General features: G+C 66.5%; 4 protein-coding genes. All 4 read right to left on the bottom strand.

Annotation, left to right across the window (positions count from 1 at the left end; all coding sequences use genetic code 11):
- Positions 1–169 precede the first annotated feature (169 nt).
- Entirely contained in the window at positions 170–544 is a 375-nt protein-coding gene (locus AC1VTH_RS07085; RefSeq protein WP_293825521.1) for a Rid family hydrolase, read from the bottom strand.
- A 16-nt stretch (positions 545–560) separates the two neighbouring features.
- Positions 561–1,709 carry a D-alanyl-D-alanine carboxypeptidase family protein gene (locus AC1VTH_RS07080; protein WP_481335448.1) on the bottom strand — a complete coding sequence of 383 codons (1,149 nt, stop codon included), beginning with the start codon at positions 1,707–1,709 and terminating at the stop codon, positions 561–563.
- Position 1,710: 1 nt separating this feature from the next.
- Entirely contained in the window at positions 1,711–2,409 is a 699-nt protein-coding gene (locus tag AC1VTH_RS07075; RefSeq protein WP_481335447.1) for a CDP-alcohol phosphatidyltransferase family protein, read from the bottom strand.
- 140 nt (positions 2,410–2,549) lie between these two features.
- The coding region (locus tag AC1VTH_RS07070; protein ID WP_481335446.1) for an ABC transporter ATP-binding protein at positions 2,550–4,058 on the bottom strand (1,509 nt) is incomplete at its 5' end.

Genomic DNA, 4,058 nt, shown 5'->3' with positions numbered 1-4,058 from the left:
GGGGTACTCGGGACGCGAGCCTCCCATGAGGTCGGGTACGGTGGCGTCTGCCGAGGGCATGCAGAAGATCGCGGTTGCGTCCGCTGCGTTCTTGGTGGTGTCGTTCTGCATGGCTAGCTCCTCTTGATAGCGAGTTCGTGAAACATGATTGTACCGCTCCACGCCGCTCCTAGCGGCAGGCGATGGCCTCGATGGCGATGGGCACGCCGCCGGGAAGCGAGCAAACCTCGAGGCGGGTCACCGCGGGCAGCGGCTTCGTGAGGCGACGGGCGCAGACGCGGTCGACGCAGGCGAAATCGCTCGTTCCCGCAAGGTAGATCGTGAGCTTCGTGACCTCGGCAAACGTGAGCTCGAGCTCGGAGAGCACGCCCTCGACGTTGTCGAGGCACTGGTTGGCCTGGGCGCCGAGGCCTTCCTCGACGAGCCTGCCGGTGGCGGGGTCAACGGGCGGCTGGGCGGAGACGAACGCGAAGCGTGCCGCGCTCGTTCCCTCGGAGAAGGGAAGTGAGGTACGCGGCGCCTTGTCGGTTGAGATGGCGTACATGGGCTGCCTTTCGTGCCTAGGCTGCGGGCGAGACGGCGGGGCAGACGTACCCCACGAGCCCAAGGCCGCTGCGGGTGGGCTCAAGCTCATTGTGGCACGCATACGTGGCGTTTCCAACGTTGCGCCCGTCCTGGCTCCAGCTGCAGACGCCAACGGTCTGCCCGGGCACGCAGAGCTTGTCGGTGTGGCAGGCGGTGCGCGCGTAGGTCGTGTCGCCTCCGCCCGGCCAGACGAGGCCGAGCGTGGTGGCCGAGGCGCTCACCGGCAGGCTGTAGGCGAGGTCGTAGGCAAAGGGGCGCGCCCCGAGCGTCAGGGAGGCGTTTGCGAGCACGTGGCCCTGGTAGGCGCCATAGGCCCAGTCAAGCAGCGACTCCGTGTCGGCAAAGCGGCCGTCCACCGTGGCACAGCCCAAGACGACGGTGTAGAGCGTGGTGGCGCCCCTGCGGGCGCAGCCCATGAAGGCCGTGACGGTGTTGCCGGCGCCGGTCTTGATGCCAATGAGGCCGTGGTAGCTGCCCAGCAGGTGGTCGACCGTCGGGTACTCGCGCTGCACGCCGTTCACCTCGACCGTGACCTCGGGCAGGCGCACCGTGTCTGCGATGAAGGGCTGGGTCGTCATGGCGTAGCGGGCAAGGATCGCGAGGTCGTGCACCGTTGAGTGGTGGCCGTCCGCGTCGAGGCCGTGGGGGTTTTCGAAGTGGGTGTCGTCCATGCCCAGCTCCTTGGCCTTGTCGTTCATCTTCGCGACGAAGGCCTCCTGGGAGCCACCCACGCACTGGGCAACCTCGTAGGCGGCGTCGTTTGCCGAGTAGACGAGCATGACGCGCATAAGGTCGTAGAGCGTGGAGGTACTGCCCGCGGTGTAGCCCGCTACCATGGCGTTCTCTGCGAGCTCGGGGGTGCTCAGGGTGCAGACGGTGTCAAGCGGCGTGCCGCTCTCGAGCGCGACCACGGCCGTCATGATCTTTGTGATCGAGGCCATGTTTATCTGGGCGTCTGGGTTCTTCTCGTAGAGCACCCTGCCCGTCTGGTCGACGACGATGGCGGCCTGCGCCTCGGAGAGGTCGGGCTCGGAGGTGTCAGCATGGGCAAGGGTGGGATGTGCGATGAGGGCGAGCAGGAGCGTTGCGAGGACGAGCAGCGTTGAGGTGCGCGTGTGACTCATGCTACTTGCTCCTCCCCCTCCTGATGGACTCGCGGACGATGGCCACGCCCTCGGTGGTGTAGACGATGGCCGTGATGATCGAGAACACGCAGCCCGCGTAGACGAAGAGCAGCCCAACGGGCCCCGCGACGGAGTTGAGGCCGGGCAGCCACGAGGCGCTCGTGAGGCCCAGGCCGTCGATGATGGGAAGCCCCAGCAGAAGGTCGCAGAAGCCGAACATGAGCAGGGCCGTCGTGATCTTGCCGATGTAGACGACGTCGACGGGGCGCTCGCGGAAGCGGCGCACGATGAGGGCGCCCCCGCCGAGGTAGAGGTCACGACAAATGAGCAGCACGGCCACCCATGCGGGCAGCTCCTCGCGAATCACGAGGCCAAGGACGCCCGTGAACAGCAGGAAGCGGTCGCACAAGGGGTCGAGCAGCTTGCCAAACCAGCTTACGGTCTGCGTGGCGCGGGCAATCTTGCCATCAGCCCAGTCGGTGCAGGCGGCGATGGCGTAGATGGCGACGGCGACCGGGCGGTTGACGTCGTTCACGAACAGGCCGAGAAACACGCAGGTGAGGACCATCCTCATCACGGTGAAGGCGTTGGCCCACGTGAGGATCTTGCTCGAGGGATTGTCGGAGCTGCCCAGCGGCGCCTCGTTGTCAGTCTCGAAACCCTGACTGACCTTTTTTTCTAGCCACTCGTTGAACGTCAATGCTGCTCCTCGTAGTCCTGATGCCGCGTCCCCGTGCGGCACTTAAGGGATGATACCCCATCGCGTGGCCGGCCCAACCCCGTCGCCCCTTGGTAGCCAAAGAAGTGACGAAAACGTTCGGCGGGCCTCCACGATTTATGTCAGCTGAACTGGCTCTCGTAGAGGCTTGCGTAGAATCCGTGGGCGGCGAGCAGCTGCTCGTGGGTGCCCGTCTCGACGATGCGGCCGTCACTCATGGCGACGATGAGGTCGGCGCCCACGATGGTCGAGAGGCGGTGGGCCACCACAAAGCTCGTGCGACCCTCCATGAGCCGCTCGAAGGCGCGCTGCACGAGGATCTCGGTGCGCGTGTCGATGTTGCTCGTGGCCTCGTCGAGGATGAGCATCGGCGCGTTCGCGAGCATGGCGCGCGCGATGCACAGCAGCTGGCGCTGCCCCGCAGAGATCGAGGACTGGTCGCCGCCGAGGACCGTGTCGTAGCCGTGCGGCAGCCGCATGATGAAGTCGTGGGCAAAGGCTGCCTTGGCGGCCTGGCGCACCTCCTCGTCGGTGGCATCCGACGCGCCCAGGCGCAGGTTGTCGGCCACGGTGGCGCTCTTGACCCAGGTCTCCTGCAGCACCATGCCATAGGCCGCCCTCAGGCTTGCCCTCGTGATGTCGCGGACGTCGTGGCCGTCGACGAGGATCTGGCCCGTGTCGACGTCATAGAAGCGCATGAGCAGGTTGATCATCGTCGACTTGCCGCAGCCCGTGGGGCCCACGATGGCGACGCGCATGCCGGGGCGCACGCTGAGCGAGAAGTGTTCGATGAGCGGGCGGTCTGGCGTGTAGGAGAAGGCCACGTCGCGCAGCTCGACCTGCCCGCGCACGTTCGCGAGCTCGACGGCGCCTGGCGCGTCGGGGGTCTGCTCGGGCTCGTCAAGCAGCTCGTAGAGGCGCGCCGCGCAGGCAAACGAGTTCTGCAGCTCGGTCACGACGTCCGAGATGTCGTTGAAGGGCTTGGTATACTGGTTGGCGTAGCTGAGGAAGGCCGTGAGGCCGCCCACGGTGAGGCTCCCCGCGATGGCCGCGAAAGCGCCGAAGATGCCCACGCCCGCGTAGACGAGGGCGTTCACGAAGCGCGTGGTGGGGTTCACGAGCGAGGAGTAGAAGACGGCCTTGAAGCTCGCCTGCGAGAGGCGCGCGTCGACCTCGCGGAAGTGCCCGCAGGCGACGTCCTGGGCGTCGAAGGTCTCGAGCACGGGGATGCCGCCTACGTACTCCTCGACCGCGCCCGTGAGCTCGCCGCGACGAACCGACTGCTCGTGAAAGTGGGCGTAGCCGCGGGTGGCGATGAACTTTGCGGTGAAGATCGACACCGGCGTCACGCAGATGACCACGAGGGTAACGGCCGGGTTCAACCTGAACATGAACACGAGCGTGAGCACGATCGTGAGCACGCCCGAGAAGAGCTGCTGGAAGGTGAGCGTGAGGCCGTTCGAGAACTGGTCGATGTCGGTGACGACGCGGTTCACGATGTCGCCGTGGCGGTGCGAGTCGATGTAGGAGAGCGGCAGCACCTGCAGCTTGGCGAAGGCGTCGCGGCGCATGTCGCGCACGATCGAGGCCGCGATGCGGTTCGTGAGCGCGGTGAGCAGCCACTGGGAGGC

Source organism: Parolsenella sp. (assembly GCF_982402205.1).
This window is presented reverse-complemented; position numbering and strand designations above follow the sequence as displayed.